18 protein-coding genes are annotated in these 19,949 nt (G+C 34.9%); 2 read left to right on the forward strand and 16 right to left on the reverse strand.

Annotation, left to right across the window (positions count from 1 at the left end):
* The 10 genes from ASG21_RS20360 to ASG21_RS15870 all read right to left on the reverse strand — a co-directional run.
* On the reverse strand, window positions 1–310 hold a 310-nt coding region (locus tag ASG21_RS20360; RefSeq protein ID WP_185113741.1), incomplete at its 3' end, for a hypothetical protein.
* Between the two features lie 11 nt (window positions 311–321).
* Window positions 322–3,753, reverse strand: a complete 3,432-nt coding sequence (locus tag ASG21_RS15830) for a hypothetical protein (RefSeq protein ID WP_056082696.1) — start codon at window positions 3,751–3,753, stop codon at window positions 322–324.
* Window positions 3,754–3,765: 12 nt separating this feature from the next.
* Window positions 3,766–4,581 carry a PAAR-like protein gene (locus tag ASG21_RS15835; RefSeq protein ID WP_056082699.1) on the reverse strand — a complete coding sequence of 272 codons (816 nt, stop codon included), beginning with the start codon at window positions 4,579–4,581 and terminating at the stop codon, window positions 3,766–3,768.
* Between the two features lie 2 nt (window positions 4,582–4,583).
* Window positions 4,584–5,387 (reverse strand): hypothetical protein, encoded by an 804-nt coding sequence (locus tag ASG21_RS15840; RefSeq protein WP_128414338.1) that lies wholly within the window; start codon window positions 5,385–5,387, stop codon window positions 4,584–4,586.
* Window positions 5,388–6,210: 823 nt separating this feature from the next.
* Window positions 6,211–6,702, reverse strand: a complete 492-nt coding sequence (locus ASG21_RS15845; RefSeq protein ID WP_128414339.1) for a hypothetical protein — start codon at window positions 6,700–6,702, stop codon at window positions 6,211–6,213.
* Window positions 6,656–7,144: a hypothetical protein gene (locus ASG21_RS15850; RefSeq protein ID WP_056082711.1), complete on the reverse strand. Its 489-nt coding sequence runs from the start codon at window positions 7,142–7,144 to the stop codon at window positions 6,656–6,658. Before ASG21_RS15850 ends, ASG21_RS15845 begins: the two co-directional genes overlap by 47 nt.
* Window positions 7,108–7,833, reverse strand: a complete 726-nt coding sequence (locus ASG21_RS15855; protein WP_056082716.1) for a hypothetical protein — start codon at window positions 7,831–7,833, stop codon at window positions 7,108–7,110. The genes ASG21_RS15850 and ASG21_RS15855 overlap by 37 nt, the downstream gene beginning before the upstream one ends.
* Window positions 7,834–7,859: 26 nt before the next feature.
* Window positions 7,860–8,510 carry a hypothetical protein gene (locus tag ASG21_RS15860; RefSeq protein ID WP_157844534.1) on the reverse strand — a complete coding sequence of 217 codons (651 nt, stop codon included), beginning with the start codon at window positions 8,508–8,510 and terminating at the stop codon, window positions 7,860–7,862.
* Window positions 8,507–9,493, reverse strand: a complete 987-nt coding sequence (locus ASG21_RS15865; RefSeq protein ID WP_056082720.1) for a hypothetical protein — start codon at window positions 9,491–9,493, stop codon at window positions 8,507–8,509. The genes ASG21_RS15860 and ASG21_RS15865 overlap by 4 nt, the downstream gene beginning before the upstream one ends.
* Window positions 9,494–9,504: 11 nt before the next feature.
* Window positions 9,505–11,430 carry a phage baseplate assembly protein V gene (locus tag ASG21_RS15870; protein ID WP_056082721.1) on the reverse strand — a complete coding sequence of 642 codons (1,926 nt, stop codon included), beginning with the start codon at window positions 11,428–11,430 and terminating at the stop codon, window positions 9,505–9,507.
* 389 nt (window positions 11,431–11,819) lie between these two features.
* Between ASG21_RS15870 and ASG21_RS15875 the strand changes: the two genes are divergently transcribed.
* Entirely contained in the window at window positions 11,820–12,692 is an 873-nt protein-coding gene (locus tag ASG21_RS15875; protein WP_128414340.1) for an AraC family transcriptional regulator, read from the forward strand.
* A gap of 104 nt (window positions 12,693–12,796) precedes the next feature.
* Here the strand turns inward: ASG21_RS15875 and ASG21_RS15880 are convergent, their stop codons facing one another.
* Window positions 12,797–13,084 (reverse strand): hypothetical protein, encoded by a 288-nt coding sequence (locus ASG21_RS15880; RefSeq protein ID WP_056082726.1) that lies wholly within the window; start codon window positions 13,082–13,084, stop codon window positions 12,797–12,799.
* A gap of 98 nt (window positions 13,085–13,182) precedes the next feature.
* Window positions 13,183–14,790 (reverse strand): fumarate hydratase, encoded by a 1,608-nt coding sequence (locus tag ASG21_RS15885; protein ID WP_056082729.1) that lies wholly within the window; start codon window positions 14,788–14,790, stop codon window positions 13,183–13,185.
* Between the two features lie 197 nt (window positions 14,791–14,987).
* Between ASG21_RS15885 and fumC the strand changes: the two genes are divergently transcribed.
* Window positions 14,988–16,382, forward strand: coding sequence for a class II fumarate hydratase (gene fumC, locus ASG21_RS15890; RefSeq protein ID WP_056082731.1), 1,395 nt, complete (start codon window positions 14,988–14,990; stop codon window positions 16,380–16,382).
* Between the two features lie 212 nt (window positions 16,383–16,594).
* Here the strand turns inward: fumC and ASG21_RS15895 are convergent, their stop codons facing one another.
* From ASG21_RS15895 to ASG21_RS15910, 4 genes are all read right to left on the reverse strand, one after another.
* Window positions 16,595–17,632 carry an outer membrane beta-barrel protein gene (locus ASG21_RS15895; protein ID WP_056082734.1) on the reverse strand — a complete coding sequence of 346 codons (1,038 nt, stop codon included), beginning with the start codon at window positions 17,630–17,632 and terminating at the stop codon, window positions 16,595–16,597.
* A gap of 30 nt (window positions 17,633–17,662) precedes the next feature.
* Window positions 17,663–18,271 (reverse strand): hypothetical protein, encoded by a 609-nt coding sequence (locus ASG21_RS15900; protein WP_056082738.1) that lies wholly within the window; start codon window positions 18,269–18,271, stop codon window positions 17,663–17,665.
* Complete coding sequence (locus ASG21_RS15905) at window positions 18,258–18,818, reverse strand: RNA polymerase sigma factor (protein ID WP_056082741.1); 561 nt, start codon at window positions 18,816–18,818, stop codon at window positions 18,258–18,260. Before ASG21_RS15905 ends, ASG21_RS15900 begins: the two co-directional genes overlap by 14 nt.
* Window positions 18,819–19,122: 304 nt before the next feature.
* Entirely contained in the window at window positions 19,123–19,905 is a 783-nt protein-coding gene (locus tag ASG21_RS15910) for an ABC transporter ATP-binding protein (protein ID WP_082482461.1), read from the reverse strand.
* Window positions 19,906–19,949: the final 44 nt, after the last annotated feature.

Genomic DNA, 19,949 nt, shown 5'->3' on the forward strand with positions numbered 1-19,949 from the left:
CTTGACCAATACATTTGAAAATTAACAAAGTATTTTCAGGCTTAATAGCAGAAGGATCAATATCCTCAGGGATAAATTTATCATCGAAATAAAATGATTTCCATTTTGATTTATCTACATTATAAATTGTTAGCAGTTTTTCCTGTTTGTATGTATTCTTTAAAACAATAAAACCAGTTGTTGGTGTTTCACTTTTCTGTTCTTTGGTAATCATAGTTTGGTCAAACTTCTTATCACTTATTAAGTGATCATTTGATTTTTCTCTACTACAAGATAGAACAGTTAATAGTAAAAATATTTTTATAAACATAAATTTTAATTTTATTGAGTAATATTTGTATCTACACTTTCAACCGTCTCAAAAGCTATGGAGAGAGCTCCAATATGTCCGTGGTCATAATGACCTCCAACTTTTGAGTTGACACCCGAATAGCTTTTACCCGTCGCATAATTCTTATTAAAACCGTATTTAAAGGCAATTTTGAAAAACTCTTTATTTTTTGAATCATCAAATAATGTTGAACTGCTTACGCCTTGAAAACTTGTACCATTTTTGTTAAGATATCTGAAGTCAATATTTAATCCTGACTGTTTTCCTTTATGACCATGACCTGCGTGATGTGAACTTGTCTTTGAAGGACTACTTGTAGGGTCACTTCCATTTTCAGAAGACATATCTCCAAAGTGGATTTCCCAATTTTTATCTTTTACTTCTGAAACAATACCAAATAATGCAGCTGCGGTTTCAGGTAAAAGATAATGATCACCTGAACCAACATCTTCTATAGTAGATTTACCTCCACTATCCACTGTACCATACCTATTGAATCCACTTCCAGAGTCAGGGAATTTAACTAAACCAAAAGAGTTTTTTGAAAGAGCATTAACTTTTACAAAATCATTTGATCCTTCTTTAATTTGAACGTAGTAGGCAATAGAATCTTCAGCCTTAATATATTTTATTGTGCCATCTTTATAGATATAGAATCCAGATTTACCCGTGTTATCTTGCGATCCAAAATTTCCACAAGTAAATGTTTTAACTTTGTGGACTGAACCCTCAGAGATACTGCCTTTATACCTTTCCAAAATTTCTACTCTCTGAATTACTCCATCATCACCATATTTTTTTCCTTTATTTTCAATGTCCACACTTTTATTTTGAGTATATTCAAGTGTCCCTTTTTTATATAGTTGATAATCATCATCTTTGCCTACGCCTGCTGGTGCGAAAACATGCAGATAAATATCTTCAGGTGTTTTTATTTTTTCTTTTGAACCTTCAAAGTATTTTTTTACGTAATCTAATTGTTTAATTTCTCCCATTTTAGCAAGATTAAGTTTTACTTCATGCAGTTTATCAAAACCACTACCACCTTTGAACTCTCCAATAGTCTCCAATGCAGCTTGTGTAAATTGGATTAATCCTACTGCTCGAGAAGTTTTTTTCTCTTTACCTGTTTTTTTATCCTTAGTTACTAACCAGAAATCATCTTTAGTAATTGTATTCATATTTTTTAGAGGTTTACCCATAATTTGATGAGCTTTAAATGAACCGTTAGTTTCAACTTTCATAACAGCCATTAATCCACTCGCCATTTCCATCTTTCTACTTTCGCCCCACAATTCACCACAAATTTGCACAACCTTTTTTCTAAAATCACAACTAACCTTTTCACCCCAAACTAGGTCTTTATAGTTCTCTTTACAATCACAATTATTATTACCACCGCCCTGAATCTTTTCCCTCCCCACTTTCACAGCACCTTTGTTTTCTGCCATTGTAGGAAGTGTCGCTCCCGGATAAAGAACGGCAAGATTATTATGCTGCATATAAAAGCCTTTTTCCTCCTGCTTTTCTTCAGCATTTTCATCCTGAAATATTTTCACCATTGCATTTAAACGAATGAAATTCTTTGGCTTACCCATTTTAGATAAATCTACGGGAACAAGTACTTCTCCTTTCTCATTAAAAGTTCCGGTTTTGGTGTCTCTGATTTTCTCGTCTTCAAATTTGTTCTTAATGCCTTTCCAATCTTTTATTTTCATTTCATCATCCCATGTCCAATATGCATCAGATTCTGTAATAAACGTAATTTCTATTTTTCTACCAACCAAATTGATTGCGTAGATTTTAAAATATAAAGCGCCATCCAAAGAGCTGCTAAAAAGCTTCTGTGTATCATTTGCATCACAAAAATAAGCATCTACAATCTTTGGTTCTAAAGTAACTTTGAGATATTCACCTAATTTTTTATCTCCGTTTTTTACCGGTAGATCTGAGCCGTTTCTAATAATATTGAAATATAAGTCACCATAATCAGAAAATCCTGCTTTTTTAATTTTATCGATAACATCCTGCGTAATAGTAAGTGGCATATAAAATCCAGTCTTGTGGCTCTCGTCAGTTGTAAAAGTACAGGAGTAAACATCTGTTCTGCCTGCTGAGTCATCGTCGTAAACGGTTACAGTAAGATTTTCGTTATCCAGTCCGTTTCCATGTACAAATGCACAGACCTTCTGCTTGATACCTGCTTCTGTAATAATATTTCCGCTTTTATGATCTTCATCAATCCATTTGCACCGATCAACAATTACTTCAGGTTGCAAAATTTCTAATGTCAGTGGTTCTCTACATTCTCTTCCTCCTATTTTACAGCTGATTGTGTATGTTCCCGGTATAGAAAATATTTTTTTGAACCGAATCTCAGAACTGCGTGCACTCTCAGGTCCAGTAACAATCCATGTTATAGCACCGTCTTTTGCAGGATCATGACTAGGGAATGTCATTTTCTCAATTTCAAATTCTCCTTCAATCCCATATTTTGGTTTTTTTATAACCTTGATCTTTTCTACAATATTATCTTTTACCTCAAAATGCCAGTCATTTTTTGTACTGTCGGTATTGCTTCCTGATGTTTTGCCAATTGCGGATGTTGCATAAGCTTCGATATGATATTTTTTCTTCCGCATCAGCTGGCTTCCCGAGATAGTAATTGTTCTGCCTGTTCCTATAAATATCTTATCCAAATTCCACTTGATACTTTCCTGTTCTGGAAGATCAGAATCTCCGTCTACCGTACCGAACTGTGTTTTTGTAACACTGAAATTCATGAGTGTTCCCGGTCTTATCAGCTCTGCTGTATGGGTTATATCTCTTACGGAAACCGATTTTGATGTTCCTGAAAAAGACTGAACATACACCGCTCCGGTTTCACTGGTATATTTGGCTTTTACGGTATATTTTGCATTAGAATTCCGGGGAGTGAAGGTAAATGTATTTGAAGTCTTTACTCCTTTATTGAGTGTATTTCCAGCATTATCCTCAAGTTCAAATTGTAAACGGCTTACTTCTGCTTGCGTGATTGGCGTAATGAGAAATTTTGCCTCAAAAACTGCAGGAAAATCTTTACGGAAAACATCTCCTGCTAAAAAATCATCAGAATTTTTCGGGATCAGTTTTGTTCCGTCTAATTGATTTAATTTTACTTCAATATCAACATGCTTGAGTTCAGCCGAATTTTGAAAGTCTGATTTTGTTTGAATTTCTTTATTATAAGCTGCCAAACGAAATTTTCCTTCATTAGGAAATGAGTGATTCAATTCTAATCCTTGTTTTGGATAGATACTTAGAATATTGGCTTCATTCGAGGTGTGGCCCTGAAAAATAATCCAGGAAACTAACCGAGTATCTCCTCTACTCACGTTTGCCTTAACGGTAAATTCCTGATTTGGTCTTATTACTGTTACCATTTACAAAATTATTTAAGAGGTATGTTTAATAATAATTTCTACGCTGTCTATAATGGGTATACGGTCTGTTTTAGGAGGCTGCTCAATCGCAGGATTTACCGAAGCCAATTCTAAAGGATTTGTATTATCTGCATGTGCATTGCTGACAGAATCGATTTGGCCATGTTTGTTGATGGTTATTTTACCACCCACCATGCACATTAATTCTGAAATTTCCGTGAGTGTATTTTTTCCCTTTACTTGTGTACTCTCATAGGTTTTTGTCCATTTCGGAGCAGCGGCAAGTTGACAGGGCAGATAACCACCAGATGAAGGTTTCAGTTTGCATTGCCCAAATGTTGCAACTGGCGGAATGAAGGTTCTATCATCTTCTGTAGCCAGCCATTTTCCTGTCTGATCATTAAAAACTATTGCTTGATGTGAAGTAACTTGTAAATTGGCTGTCTGTTTAGGATTTACTGCTTTGTCACAAACACATTTCGCATTGTGCACAACGAAATATTTTCCGTCATGTTCGCTCTTTGCGGCATTTTCCTGCTCCCTTTCTTCTTCTTCCTTCTCCTTTTCTTTTTTTTGATTTTGTTCTGCTGATATTTGTTCTTCTGCAGGATCAGGTTGAGGAACTTCACCATTCAATTCATAAATCTCTTCAAGAGGAGGAGTTAAGAGTGAAAATCCCAAATAGGGAATATCCGGAGTTTGCTGACCCGATTCTGCATTCAGGTTGTGGTATTCTTTCAGTTTTGTCCAGTCTTTGATTCCCAGTTTTTTGGCAATATCCTGAAGTGTTTCTCCACTCTGAACTTTGTATGGGATGGGATTTGCCATATCTATTTTATTTGAAAGGTTAGGTGTTGTTTGTAGTGAAATTTATCTGCAATATCTATAAATACTGATGTTGCTGAATCTTTAATTCTACCCGTTTTTCCTGAGTAGTTCACAGTATGAATAAAATCAGAATACAGGGGAATATTTTCTTCATCGAAATCGAGACTGTATTCATGGCGATACACATATCGGATCATTTCGTTCATCAGCTCCTGTGCATTATCAATTTTTGGCTCATACATCAATTTATTTTCAACGTCAGAATACTTCACATTACCTTTCCAGTTTGACATTCCGATAGGAAGAATATTCCATTGCAGAAAGTAATCCTGTTTTTTTTCAAATTTCTGCATTCCAAGGTTTAAGGCTTTCATGAAATAGAGTTGCTTAATAAATTCTGAAAGTCTTTTATCAGTTTCTGTTGCACTGAAAAATTGAGAACGGATGTGATCTAGACCTTCACCACTGTAAATTTCATTTAATTTTTGATCCTTCTGTTTGATTTTCAATCTGATTTCATCTAAATTAATAACCCGCAGCCGATGATTTTCTACAGCACATTTCAAAGGAAATATTGCTTCCATATATTGGTTGGCAATTTCCAGGAATTTGGTGTCAATTTTCTGCTCACCCACTTTAAGATTGCTGCGGTTGATCAGGACACTATATTCTTCATTCTCCACGGTTTCTATGTAAATTGTGTAAGAAAGTTGTGTTTCATACTCTATTTCGCCAATTTTCAAACGGCATTGATCGATGACGAAAAATGTTGACGTTGGGAAGATATGTGAGCAATGGTGTAACATCTGTTATATTTGGGAGTGTTTTTTTGGTAATTTTTCTTCACTGGAATTTTTTTTCTTCGATTAAAATAGCGTTTTTTATTTTCGTAGTTTATCACTATTTGCATCAATTTTATAGCGCTATTTGACCCTAAGATTGTTTAAAGTATATTCTTTTAATGCATTAAATTTTCATGTTGGTAATGTGTTGCTTTTTTGATGTCTTCATTTTAAAATCTTTACGACAACTGTTTTGTTGATTTTTAGAGATGCTCAAAAAAAATAGTTTTCTATGATATTTGGTTTTTTAATTGTGTCATATCAAATCGAAATATCTTTAAACCGATAATAGAATTCTACATTTATAATAAATCATTTCTTCATTAACAAACTTACTTTTATCTCGACCTCCTTCTTTTTATAACTTTTCTCGTTATAAAAAAGATCATTACAGATAATGAAAAACTATAAGAAATGGATTTCAGAATATTACTTGTTAGCATATATCTATGACCATTAATAGTTACAGGAGGTGTAATATAATTAACAATCTGATATATTATGAAAACAAGCTGTATCATTGAAACAATGCTTATTAATAAAGAAATTAAGTTTACTTTCATATTATTTTGCTTTTATATATCCATAATAATTTGTTCTAAAATGTCCAAATTATTTTGAAGATGTATACTTGACCATATAACTTATAAAAATAAATTACATTTTTAAGCTTTATTTTTTGTGAGCATGACGTAACTATAAACAATAAGAAAATTATTAGAAAGATTTTAGATTGAATACATTTCGATATACCCATAGCAAAACGCTTCGTTTTTAATTTCATTGATTAGTCAATATCTGCATCAATAATTATAGCGCTATTTGATTTTAATTGATTGTTTAAGGTATATTCATTTAATTCACACAAATTTTCATGTTGATAATTTGTTGCTTTTTTTGATGTCTTCATTTTAAAATCTTTTAAGACAAATGTTTTGTTATCAGTCATGATTTTAAATCTGTCTTTAAAAATATAGTTATTTTTTAATTCTATCGAATAGTTCGAGCCGTCTTTAGAGAATATGTAATCTTCACTAGCCGTCTTATTTTCAAAAAAAACCATGCTATCCTTCAAAACATCATTTTTGTATTGATACACTTTAATCTTTTTTATTGATTTATCGGAATGTATATTAATAAATGACAAGGGTTTATCATCTGTACATTCTATACTTTTTTTCTCACTACATCTAATAAAAATTGTAAATGAGAATAAGATAATAAGTAAAAATTTATTTTGCCTTAACATACCCGAAATAATTAGTTCTGAATACTTCATGTCTTATTTTGTTGTAATTATATTTTGTTTTTGGATTTCTTCCCCATGTGTAAATTGAAATGTCGACATATCCTGAATCAGTTTGAGAGTGAGAAATACTTTCTAATACAATCCAATGCTGAGGAAAAGCAAAATCTCCTGACATTGTATCATTAAAAAGTCCCATGTTGACAAGTAAAAAAACTTCATAACCAGTTTCTTTTAAATTCATTAACTCTGCGATGTTTTCTAAAGTTGATCCCCATAACCACCCTGATTTTCTGAAATACAAATTTGTGGTATCACTAACATCAGTGTAGCCTAAAAGCGATTTCGCAAGTTTCTCCAGACGCGACGGCAACGTGATTGCAGAAAAATCTTCTTTTGTATCACCCTCGTAATCATAGATTGAATTTTCCTGATCTGTTATACAGATATTAGGAATCCAATCACAAGAAGCCATACTTTTAGGAAAGTTATTTTTAATTGCAGGATTGTATCTGCAATATCGTGCAAATCTCCATCACTACTGATGTCTATAATATAATTATTATGTTTTGCATATCCTTTGCGATGCAAATCAAGTATAAATTTTGAATAGGCTTCTTTATCTTTTTTAGCAAAAGCATACATTATTGCACTCGGGCCGCAGGTATTTGTATCGTCCTGATTAATAAGCCATGCATCATTTTTTCGTTTATTTACATCATCAATTAAGATTTGCCTGTCAAAAAATCTAAATCTGTTATGTTTAAAGAGAGCTAATCCACCTTCATTGTCAATATCATTAATATAAGCTTTTACTTTAAGATTATTTCCACACATATTTTTATTTGAGAAAGTAATACTAACCGTATCTCCGGTGACAATATCTTCCAAAGTATTTTGGTAATATTGACCAGTTTCAGAATCAGTGTAACTTACTGCCCATTTGATGACACTTTCATCTTTAGGATCTTGATTAGTATACGATTCAATCGCGAATTTGTGTGTATTACCAAATACAATTCCTGATTTTTCCACGATTGTCGTACTCTTATTGTTGGCAGAGCCATCGTCCAAATCAGTCAAAAGTTTAATACTCTTCACCTGCGTTGGTTCAATTCCTTTTCTGAAAATGGAAGTCTTACTGTCAAATTCTACTCCGGGCATATTTTTAAATTTTATAGTTCTTACAATTAAAAACTGAATTTTAAATACTTCCCACTTTGTTCGTAATGGATAGACATCAATAGCTTTTCTCCTTCTCCCTGTATTAAATACACATACTGTTCAGAATTATGATGAAATTCTGCTTTATTAATTTCATCGATAATATTATAAAGTGTATTAAGATCTATACTTTTTGCTGAAACCTTTACAATTCCTTTATTTAAAGCGTGATTTTCTACAGTTAGTGGAATTTGGGTCTTCTTTTTGGCTTTGGGAATATTTAATTTTTGTATTTTAAAATTATTTTCATCCAATTCATATTCAATCAAGATATCATCATTTTTTGGTTCGCCGCTGAAATCACCGGGAATACTGTAAAAAGTAATATCGCTGGCGGATGTAGGAAGACTTTGCCCACTCATCATCTGAGATGCTCCATCCTTATCGAGTTTTGCAATTCTATTATTAAGCGAATCAGTAACTTTTTTTGAATCCTCAATATCTTTCTCTGCAAAATCATTAATCATTTTTAATCCTGCCGTGCTGTCATTAAAATTGAAGACATAATTTCCGTATACATCATTGATCGAAGTGTATCGGATTTCCATGTTTCTTGCTGTATTTTTCATACATGAACTAAGGGTGAAAAGTAATATTCCTAAAATAAATATTTTCATAATTCAATATCAATTATTACGGTGAAAGGTTGATATTTAGCTTTGTCTGTGGTGTTTTTGAAATGCTGAAGACAAAACATTGCTACTAAACCGGGAATCCACTGTTTTACCATTCCTCCTGCACCACCATCTTCCCAGCCTGCACCAAAAGTATCCAAAAAAGAAATTCTGTCTATTTCTACTTCTCCTTTTTTACTTATTTCATACTGATACAGTTTATAACTTGCAATACATCCCTGAATACCGCCTACAAAAGCAGCAATTTCGTTCACCCATGGATTTAATCCTTCTTCTGCAGAATAGTAAGGTAATTTTGTGGTGAACTGATAGATTTTTGCGGGACTCTCGTTAATATATTTTTTCTCGTTATATCGTCTTTCCAGTTCAGTCTTTAAACCTAAAATAAAAGTTGATTTAAAACGTGCAGAATCTTTTACTTCATTTGAAGGGTTAGAGCCTGCTGCAAAAGTGAAAGGCTGCCCTTGTCCTGTAAAAAAATGATTGGCAAGTGCCCTCCCATTTTTTCCAAAACCATCTTCTATATCTGAGAATCCTACCAAAGTACTTTTCATTTCTGTTTTGAGATAAGCTTCAGTGTATGATTTGGTAAGATTAATATTAAATATATCATATTTACTCATACCATTGGCTTTCATTACTGCTTCAGAGGGTGCGTCTCCAAAAATCCAATCATAACCGCGATCTCCTTTGCTGTTAACAATTATTTTTTTTCCGCCTTCATTAATCCAATAGCCTTTATTTACAACACCCCGGTCGATGAGCACCCGTTTATCAGCAACATCTTCCTTTCCACCTTTTCCAAATCCCTGCAAAACAGCTCTTTTTTGACTTGAAAGTTCCAGATTTTCTTTGGTAGCTTCAATAATCACAGATTCCGATTCTTCAGATGAAAATTTACACAATGAAGTATAATGATTACTCACCTGAATATTTATATTGCTCGCTTTCTTGAAAATAGCCATGATACAAAATTTTAATGTGAATTCCCCTGTTCTCCACTTTGTGATTTTACTGTTTTTTCGCTTTGTAAAATCATGTTTTCTTTTGTACTTACTACAGTAACTTTCTCAGCATACGAATCGCTTTTTCTTGATTGAATATTTCTTTCATTCTCAGAAATTTCAGATCTCATATCTGATGATTCATGAATATTGCCTATTGCAGTCTGCATTAAATCTTTTCCTGCTGTATCAATCATATTAACACCGGCATTAGAGACAATATTTACATTAGCGGTCGAAAGAATATTGCTTCCTGCGAGAGATGAAATGTCATTTCCCGCCGACATTTTAATGTTTTTACCAGCTGTAAAGGTTATATCATTCGGAGCATTCACTGCAATATTGCCTTTCCCATCCATAAAATAGGTATTCCCACTTGGATCCTCAATAAATATACTGCCTTCTTCATCATTAAAAATCACTTTATTTCCACTTCGGGTTTGGATAGATTTGATATGATTATTCAAACCACCCCCCAGCCCAACCTGACCGTGAAACATTCCACCCATAGCAAAAGGAAAATCCGGATGATGATATTCAAAGCCAACCATTACCTGATCTCCTACTTCAGGGATTGCTACAAAACCCCGGTTCTGAGTAATCGCTTCAGTTCCTCCGGCATCAGGACTCATCATCCTTATGAAATGAGTAGAATCGTTGAGTTGCCAGTCGAATTTCACCTGTACCCGTCCTTGGTTCAAAGGATCTGTGTTTGATACGACACTAGCAATTTGTGGTTCGGCAGAAGGAATGGTAAATTCAGGTTTTGGTAAAAATCCTGTTCCTTCTGCGATAGCTTCAAATGATCCTGTATAAAAGCCACGTGTGTTGACTTCATGAGAAACTTCTGTAATCATCAGTTTCGTGAAATAAGAAGTCTGATTGCTGTCCGGTTTTCTCATTTCAATATCTGCCACACAACCTGGATGGAGAAAAGGAACCGTCGTCGTTCCTGAAACAGTAAATACTTCAACCGCTACGCTTCCTGCCGCACTTTTTTGAGAATCGTCTAAATCTATAGGAAGATTGGCATTAACAGGAGAAGGAATTAGTGAGGATGTTTTAAAAATATTCTGATTAGACTGATAAGCTTTGTCCGCCAGTTGTCCTAAATGTTTGATTTCTGCAGCAGAACTCTGCAGCTTAGAATGATTACTGCTATTGTAACCAAAGAACTCAGGTTTGGTATGAACAGCTTTGAGTTCTACACAAATGTCATTAACATTGCTTCCGTATGTCAACCGGATAGCTTTCTCACTTGAAGGTAATTTTCCAAAATGTAACACCTCACCGTCGTAATAAAATTGTTCGCCATAAGCTTCTGCCATTCTTGCTAGATAATTATAGTGAGTTTCTTTATATTGAGCACTGTAATTAATGTAAGCTTTATTCTGCGTATTAATTGTGTAGTCAAATTTACCTGAACTGATTGTTTCTTTGATGATTCTCTCAGCAATAATTGCAGTATTAACTGCTTGATCTCCACCAAAACTTTGGGTATGAAGCGCCGAATCCATTAAAATAGTTGGACTGAACCCCCTCAAAATTACATTTCCCAGACTCATTTTCTCCTGACTGTATGCCACTTTTGTAATGACACCCACAAAAGTTCTTTCAGGGCTTTCATTTTCAGCATCTTTATATTTAAATACAACCGTGAGCCGTTTCCCAAGAAAATCCTGAGCCTTTTGAAGGTCATGATTCTGTATTTCGCCTAAGGAATCGTGGGCTAAAGTAAGTTCGAAACCGTGATGGGTTCTGACGCTTTGTTTGAGTTTAAAATGCTTAAAGTGCTTTATGATTTTGCCTTCAATAATTATATCCAGTTTCACCACGCGCTGTATACCTGCTATATGATTTTCAGCAATTTTATCTGCATTTGTAGTATTATTTTTCATCTCGATTTGTGCTTGGGTTGAAATCTTATTTAAAATTAAATAACTTTTCCGAGATTTAAAAAATAATTCTAAAAAATATGAAAAATTGTAGTAGAACTACGATTTTTGTAGAATTTTAACAACAAAAACTTGATCGATACAATTATTACACTGATTAATGTCAGAGCGAAACATTTATACACCAATAATATTAAATTGGCTTAGCCATTTCTTTCGATTGTAAATCAATTTGATCTAATCTTCAGAAATGCAGAGGTACTGAAATGCCTTCACATTTTTCTGATCCAGACCGGATAATAAATGAAAAATCAGGATTTGTAAGTGAGGTGAATTTCATAACAAAACTCATATTTTAATTTTAATTATTTTTAATTATTCTAATTAAATTTGTGGTAGATTTCACAGAAAAGAAAATGCCATCAGAAAATAATCTACCTTTTTTCAAAAACGAAAACATCTCCGTAAACATTGGTGGATTAGATCATGAATACCAAATCGAAACTGAAAACTGCTTCAATCTTGTGTTTTTCCTGAGCTCCAATATAAGTCTTGAAGCAGATGATATTCATTCCGAAATTTCGATTCAAAAAAATTCTTACATTCTTCATTACAGTTTCTCTAAAAAAATCGCGAAACTGATTTCAACAAGCAGTTCTGCAATGCAGTTTCTACATATTCAGTTTGAATATTCCTATATTTCAAATCTCTTGGATCCCCAGGAAAGTAACGAAAACAAAAGTATTTTGGACAGGATGATTAAAAATCAGTTTATATTATTAAATCATTCAGAACCTCCAAAAATCACTGTTGAAATGCACATGATTATTAAGGAAATAACAGAAAGTTCTAAAAAAGGGGTTTTACAGAAACTCTTGATTGAAGCCAAAATTATAAAACTTCTCATGCTTATTTTTGAGCAATTCAGCAAATCTAAAAACATTCCTACTACTGAAAATACTGCTCAGATAACAAAAAGTTTCATTGATAAATATTACACACAGCAGATCAGCACGCATGATATTGCACTGCAATTTGGTTTAAATGAAACTAAAATAAGATCTGAATTTAAATCTGAATATAAAATTACAATTTCAGAATACATCAATGAACTCAGAATGTTGAAAGCCAGAAAAATGATTATTGACAGAGAGTTTCTCATCAAAGAAATAGCATCGGAATGCGGTTATGAGTACGTACCTAATTTCAGCCGTGCATTTAAAAAGAAATATGGAATTTCACCTGATAAACTGAGGAATATTTAAATAAAAAGAAAAACCACCGTAAAAAAAACAGTGGTTTAAAATATATGTTGTTTTGCTTTGATAGTCCTTTTTCCGAATTCAGGGGAAAAAGAACTGACAATCAATTAATGATGTCCGTGACTTCCGTGGCTATCGTGAACAAAAGGACCGTGACCTTTAGGTGAGTTGTAAACAACTTCTACTCCTTCCTGCTCATAAAGCATTTTGCTTCTGATTTTCTCAGGGTCGAAAGGCTTTACTTTTCCGAAATATTCTTTCAAACCTTCGGTTAACCAAAGTGGAATGATAAAACCGAAAAACATTATAATACACCAAAACCCGACAAGCAACATGCAAACGAAGTAAACTGTCCAGATGAATTGGTAAAACGGCCAAAATGCTGATAACATCATGATTCTTTTCTTAAAGATTTACGCAAAAATAGAACATTTTTACCTCTTAGGCAAAAGATGAAAGCTGATTTTTGCTATTTATTTTAAATTTAAACTAATTAATGTGCCAAATTTGCGAAGAAGTCATTTCCTTTATCGTCAGTTATGATAAATGCAGGGAAATCTTTCACCTCAATCTTTCTTACTGCTTCCATCCCTAATTCAGGGAAATCAACCACTTCCACAGACAGAATATTGTCTTTTGCCAAAATCGCCGCCGGTCCGCCGATTGAACCGATGTAGAAACCGCCGTATTTGTTACATGCGTTCGTGACATCAGCAGTTCTGTTTCCTTTTGCCAACATCACCATACTTCCGCCGTGACTTTGGAATTCGTCAACATAAACATCCATCCTTCCAGCCGTTGTCGGTCCGAAACTTCCTGAGGCCATTCCTTCCGGTGTTTTTGCAGGTCCAGCGTAATAAATCGGGTGATTTTTGAAATACTCAGGCATTGGCTGTCCTGCATCCAATAATTCTTTGATCTTTGCGTGAGCAATATCTCTCGCAACAATTAAAGTTCCGTTTAATTTTAACCTTGTTTTAATTGGATATTTTGAAAGTTCGGCCAAAATTTCAGGCATTGGCTTGTTTAAATCAATTTCTACGGCTTCCTCCAAATGTGGCGGCGTTGCAGGTAAAAATCTTTTTGGATCCTGCTCCAACTGCTCCAGGAAAATACCTTCTTTGGTGATTTTTCCTTTGATATTTCTGTCAGCTGAACATGAAACTCCCATTCCAACCGGGCAAGACGCTGCGTGACGGGGCAATCTGATTACTCTCACATCGTGCGTTAAATATTTCCCACCAAACTGAGCACCAATAGCACTTTCCTGACAGATTTTCTGAACTTTTGCTTCCCATTCCAAATCTCTGAACGCCTGTCCGGCCTCATTTCCTTCAGTCGGAAGATTGTCGTAATATTTTGCAGAAGCTTTTTTTACCGCAGCCAAATTCGCTTCAGCTGAAGTTCCACCAATAACCAAAGCTAAGTGGTAAGGAGGACAAGCCGCTGTTCCCAAGTCTGAAATTCTCTCTTTCACGAAAGCTTCCAGAGATTTTTCGTTCAGTAAAGATTTCGTTTTTTGGTAAAGGAAGGTTTTGTTAGCAGAACCTCCACCTTTTGTTAAGAATAAAAATTCGTAGTAATTTCCTTTTTTAGCATAGATGTCAATCTGCGCCGGAAGATTGGAACCGGAATTTTTCTCATCAAACATCGTTAACGGCACGACCTGAGAATATCTTAAGTTTCTTTTTTGGTAAGTATTGTAAATTCCTTTGCTTAAATATTCACCGTCTTCTACTCCAGTGTAAACATTTTCTCCCTTTTTCCCCATCACGATTGCCGTTCCGGTATCCTGGCAAGAAGGTAAAGCACCTTCCACAGCAACTGCTGCATTTTGAAGTAAGTTGTAAGCAACAAATCTGTCGTTATCGGTTGCTTCAGGATCATCAATAATTCTTCTTAAACTTTCCAAATGTGAAGAACGAAGCATGAAAGAAACGTCTGCCATAGCTTCTTCAGCCAACAGTTCCAAACCTTTTGGGTCGATGGTTAAGACTTCTCTTTCCCCATGCTGCTCCACTTTCACATAATCTGAAGTCAATTTTTTATAAACCGTATCATCTTTCAAAATTGGATACGGATCCTGATATTTAAAATCCATTTACTTTCTATTTTCGGTGCAAAAATAAAACATCGTGAAAAAAGCATGAGCAAAATCAGCGATTTAGGTGCGTATTTATAATGATTATAAATTGTGAGATTATTCTACATTGTTTAACTTTATCAATTGAGGCTAAGGTCAAGGTTAAGCCTGATTTAACCTTAACCTTAGCCTAAACCTTTTCAAACAATTTCACAATGAATTACAGAATAGAAAAAGACACCATGGGTGAAGTGCAGGTTCCTGCAGACAAATTTTGGGGCGCACAGACAGAGCGTTCAAGAAACAATTTCAAAATCGGTCCGGAAGGCTCTATGCCTCAAGAAATTATCGAAGCATTTGCTTATTTAAAGAAAGCTGCAGCCTACACGAACACTGACTTAGGAGTTTTAGATGCAAGGAAAAGAGACATGATTGGAAAAGTTTGCGACGAAATTCTGGAAGGAAAACTCAACGATCAGTTTCCTTTGGTGATCTGGCAAACCGGCTCCGGAACACAATCGAATATGAATGTGAATGAAGTAATTGCCAACCGATCTCATTTTAATGCAGGCGGAAATTTAGGTCACAAAACTGAAGTTCACCCGAATGACGATGTCAATAAATCTCAGTCTTCCAACGATACCTATCCAACGGCGATGCACATTGCTGCCTATAAAAAAGTGGTTGAAGTTACCATTCCTGCGGTTGAGAAACTAAAAAATACGTTGAGCGAAAAAGCAGTTCAATTTAAAGACATTGTAAAAATTGGGAGAACGCATTTGATGGATGCTACCCCATTAACTTTAGGTCAGGAATTTTCAGGATATGTCGCTCAATTAAATTACGGAATTAAAGCTTTAAAAAATACATTGCCACACCTTTCTGAACTGGCTTTGGGAGGAACAGCAGTAGGAACCGGTTTGAATACGCCTCAGGGTTATGATGTAAAAGTTGCGGAATACATTGCAAAATTTACAAATCTTCCTTTTGTAACGGCGGAAAATAAGTTTGAAGCTCTAGCTGCTCATGATGCGATCGTAGAATCTCACGGAGCTTTAAAACAATTGGCTGTTTCTTTATATAAAATTGCTCAGGATGTAAGATTATTGGCTTCGGGACCACGTTCAGGAATTGGAGAAATTCATATCCCAGAAAATGAGCCGGGATCTTCAATTATGCCGGGAAAAGTAAATCCTACGCAAAATGAAGCGTTGACAATGGTTTGTGCACAAGTTTTAGGAAACGACACCACGATTTCTTTTGCGGGAACTCAGGGGAACTACGAACTGAATGTTTTCAAACCGGTCATGGCTTATAATTTCTTACAGTCAGCTCAGTTGATTGCTGATGCGTGTGTTTCATTTAATGATCACTGTGCCATTGGAATTGAACCGAATCATGAGAGAATTAAAGAGTTAGTTGACAAATCTTTAATGCTGGTTACAGCCTTGAACACGCATATCGGTTATGAGAACGCGGCAAAAATTGCAAAAACTGCTCACAAAAACGGAACGACTTTAAAAGAGGAAGCGATTAATCTTGGTTTTGTAACTTCTGAACAGTTTGACGAATGGGTGAAGCCTGAGGATATGGTGGGAAGTTTGAAATAATATATTGCTCACAGATTGCACAGATTTTCACAGATTTTAGATCTGCGTAATCTGCTTGAGATGAAAGCATTATAATATTCAACAGATTTTTCTACCTTCACCTCTGTGCAAATCCGTGAGATCTGTGAGAGATTTAAAACAAATAATTTGATAAAAACTCCGTGGAAATAAATTTCTACGGAGTTTTCTGTTAAATATAAATGTGAAAAATCTTACCAGCCTAAAGCAATTCCGAAAACCAAAGCTTTTTCGTTTTCAAAATAAGAATCTTTGAAGAAATTGCTAAAATCTCTTTTAACGAAAACACTCAGATTGTCATAGGAAACTGTGAACTGAGCCCCATAAACAAAAGGATTCACCTGATAATTTGAACGGTCTCTGAAACTCTGGCTGTCTCCTTTAACGATATTATTCGTTGACATTTTTACGCCGCCATACACATTTGCGGTCATTCTCAAACCGTCTGAATAAGGTCTGTACTGTACGTCCATTCCGGCATTTTTAATTTTAGAAAAATTATACTGAAAACCAAAAGGAACCATTAGATAACCAGTCCTCAATTTGCTTTTATCTAAACTCCCTTCATATTTTGCCAACATCACATCGCTGTTCTGTTTAGCGAAAATCATATTGTTGTCCGGACGAACCGTTCTCCATGAGAAACCTAATCCAGAAATCAATCCCCAAGGGCTCGTTCTGCTGAACTGATAATTGAATTTTAGTCCAAACTCCAGATTGTTTGCGTAACCTAAGTTTTTATCCAAATCATTATCCGGCTTGTCATTCGTCAAAGTCATAATTCCGTAAGCGAAATATCCTTCAAGGCTTTTTGTGGGACGGTATTTCTTAAGCAATTGTGCCTTCAACTCCTCGTTTGAAGTTACATCAGAATTCAGAAGAGAATATCTTACCTGTTTTTGAATGACCTGATCCAAATCAAAACCCAGGGCTTCAATTTTTGTATCTATTTTATCCGAATAGCTGTCTGCAATTTGTGCTTTCTGTCTGTCGAATTCAGCTTTCTCTAAATTTTTTGCCTGAAGAGTAGCCAATTCGCTTTCCATTAACTTTTTTTCTTCCTGAATAATTCCGTTGATCTTCGCAGCGTATTCTTCAACTTTCTCTTTAACAATCGGGCTTACCGTGGTATCTTCTTTAGACTGAAGATTGATTCCCAATGTTTTTTTCTGTGCATAAACTGAGTTGGCAACAAGGCACAACATTCCTGTGATGATAAATTTCTTAATCATAGTATTATTATTTTTTAGTTTAAAATTGAATTATTTGTTGTTCAGATCGATGGTTGCAACGTTGCTTCCGTCTTTAGATTTTTCGATGACTTCCTTATGTTCGATTGAGAAAAGCAGCGTTGATGGATCAACATATCTTTTTTTCTTTTTCACCTGTACAGAATCAGATTTTGCGATGATTTTAGCAGGTGAATTCTGAATGATCTGAGAAGCGACCTCAGAAGGATTTTCTTTGATGAGAGGCAGATTGCTTTGAGTCTGAATTTCCTGTGCAGCATTTTCCTGCAACGGCTGGTTCTTTACCTGAGTCAGTTTTTCCTGATCTTTATCTTTTATAATTTTCTGAGAATTGATGATTTCAGGTTGAGCAACAGTTTCAGATTCTAAAGAAGGTGTTTTTACCGTTTCAGCCATCTGTATTTTTGGATCATCATCATTATTCAAAAAAAGTGCTGCTCCCAAACCGAAGATTACAACAAAGCACGCAGCCAGATAAACCCAGTTAAATTTAGATTTTTTAGAACCGGAATTGTCAGTCTGAGCCTGAATTTCTGCCCACAAATCTCTTGAAGGAGTAAGCTCTCTTTCATCGATTTGTTTTTTGATGTTTTTTTCAAAACTATTATTAAACGAGTTCATTTTTCAGTTGTTTTTGTTGTTGAAAGTAAATCTTTCTTAATTTTTCTTTTGCTCTGAAGAGTTGGGTTTTGCTTACTGCCAAGGAAATGTTCAGCGTATCTGCAATTTCCTGATGCGAATATTCTTCAATCACATAAAGGTTGAAAACCATTCTGTACGCATCCGGAAGCTGATCTAAAAGTTCCTGAGCACTAAAATCAAACTCAAATATCTCTTCCTGCAAATCTTCCAAAACAGAAGCGTGAACATCGTCGAGATAAAAAACCGTTTTGCGGCTTTTAATAAAATTGAGACATTCGTTGACTACAATTTTTCTCGCCCAACCTTCGAAGTTTCCTTCGCCACGAAAGCTTTCGATATGTTTAAAAATCTTGCAGAATGCTTTAATCACGCAGTCTTCAGCCTGATAAATATCGCTGACATAGCTTTTAGCCACACTCAGGAATTTCTTTACACTCTGATCATAAAAGATTTTCTGCGCAGCCGGATCCTGCCTTTTGAGGCGGCTCAGCAAATCATCTTTTTTATTTCCAAACAAAAGCTTCATGGTTTATTCTATTTGACTTCGTCGAATCTTCGATTTCTATACTAAAGACAGCAAAAGTTCAAAATGGTTACATACTTTTTTTAATTTTTTTTAAAATTTTCGTAACCCGCTGAAAATGAATGTTGTATTTTTTGAAATTATTTTAAATATTTCTGATATGATGCACAATGATGCACCGATTACGTTGATATCGCCCTTTCAGGGCTTTTTAATCACATTAAACAGAACATCGGGCTGCTCCCGATGCAGATGTTGTCGCCCTTTCAGGGCTTTTAATTTTACCGTTGAAATCTTTTAGATTTAATCAGAACGTTCCGCCCGTATTTTCTTTGGGTAAATCCTCAGTAACTACAGGCGCCTCAACAACAACTTCCTGTTTTGCTGAGTTGACCTGATCTTCAAAATACTTTTCAAGATCACGTAAGGTTTCGGGAGTGGTTTGGATATCACGGACGACTTCGCCTTTATTCACAACCACAATTCTGTTGCAGACTTCTGTTGTATGAGCAAGATCGTGGCTTGAGATTAAAAATGTCACCCCATTTTCTCTTGCAAAATCACGGATCATATTTTTGAGTTTGATCTGCGTGGAGGGATCAAGATTGGCAAAAGGCTCATCCAGAATAATGATTTCCGGTTTACCAATTAAGGCTCCAACAATTCCTACTTTTTTCTGATTTCCTTTTGAAAGATCACGGACGTATTTCCCTGCATTGACAATTTCGCCATTAAATAAATCATGGAACTGCTTTAAAAATTCATCTACAGAAGCTTTATTCTGCCCTCTCAGCTCGCCGATAAAATAGAAATATTCTTCTGGAGTCAGATATCCAATTAAGAAAGTTTCGTCGATGAATGCTGAAACTTTATTTTTCCATGCTTCAGATTCGTTGACTTTAATGTCATCAACGCTTACAAAACCTGCTGTAGGCTGAATCAAATCAAGCATTAAACTGAAAAGCGTTGTTTTTCCCGCACCGTTGTTTCCAACCAAGCCGAAAGTTTCGCCTTTTGTAATTTCTAAATTTTCTATGTTGAGAACAGTTGCTGTTCCGTATGTTTTCTTTAAATTCTGTATTGTAATCATGTTGTTCAATGTTGGGTGTTTGATGTTTAATAAAGGATGTTAAA

The organism is Chryseobacterium sp. Leaf394 (assembly GCF_001424105.1).
In the GTDB taxonomy this organism is placed as follows: domain Bacteria; phylum Bacteroidota; class Bacteroidia; order Flavobacteriales; family Weeksellaceae; genus Chryseobacterium.